This window comes from Neisseria sp. HMSC075C10, from assembly GCF_001815615.1.
Taxonomy (GTDB): Bacteria; Pseudomonadota; Gammaproteobacteria; order Burkholderiales; family Neisseriaceae; genus Neisseria; species Neisseria subflava_A.
On the sequence record NZ_KV821255.1, the window covers coordinates 1 to 366 of the forward strand.

1 pseudogene is annotated in these 366 nt (G+C 43.2%); it reads left to right on the forward strand.

The window, feature by feature from the left end:
- A pseudogene (locus HMPREF3047_RS04200) lies at positions 1-264 on the forward strand (hypothetical protein); the annotation flags it as partial.
- Positions 265-366 lie beyond the last annotated feature (102 nt).

Genomic DNA, 366 nt, shown 5'->3' on the forward strand with positions numbered 1-366 from the left:
TATGAGGGCAGCAAACAGGTTTCCCGTCATGACTGCGAAACCAGAAATGTTATGCTGCATAAAGAAACCAGTCGTGTCGAGTTTATGGAATATGGCACGCCGCTGCCGTTTGAACAGACAGAAAAATATACCGAAAGACTCAAAAAAAACAGGCTGACTGTGGAGATGATCGAAGAATATTGCAAACATTTAGGCATTTCATTATTTGATTTGGACTTCTACCAGTCCAAAGCCGCCCTTATTGAGATATTGAGAAACAAATAACTTCCATCTCTTCAAAAAGACAGTCTGAAAAATATCCAGGCTGTCTTTTAACGTCGGCAGCCAAAGCGGTCTCTTTGCCGGCGAAGGCGGCTACCACATCAC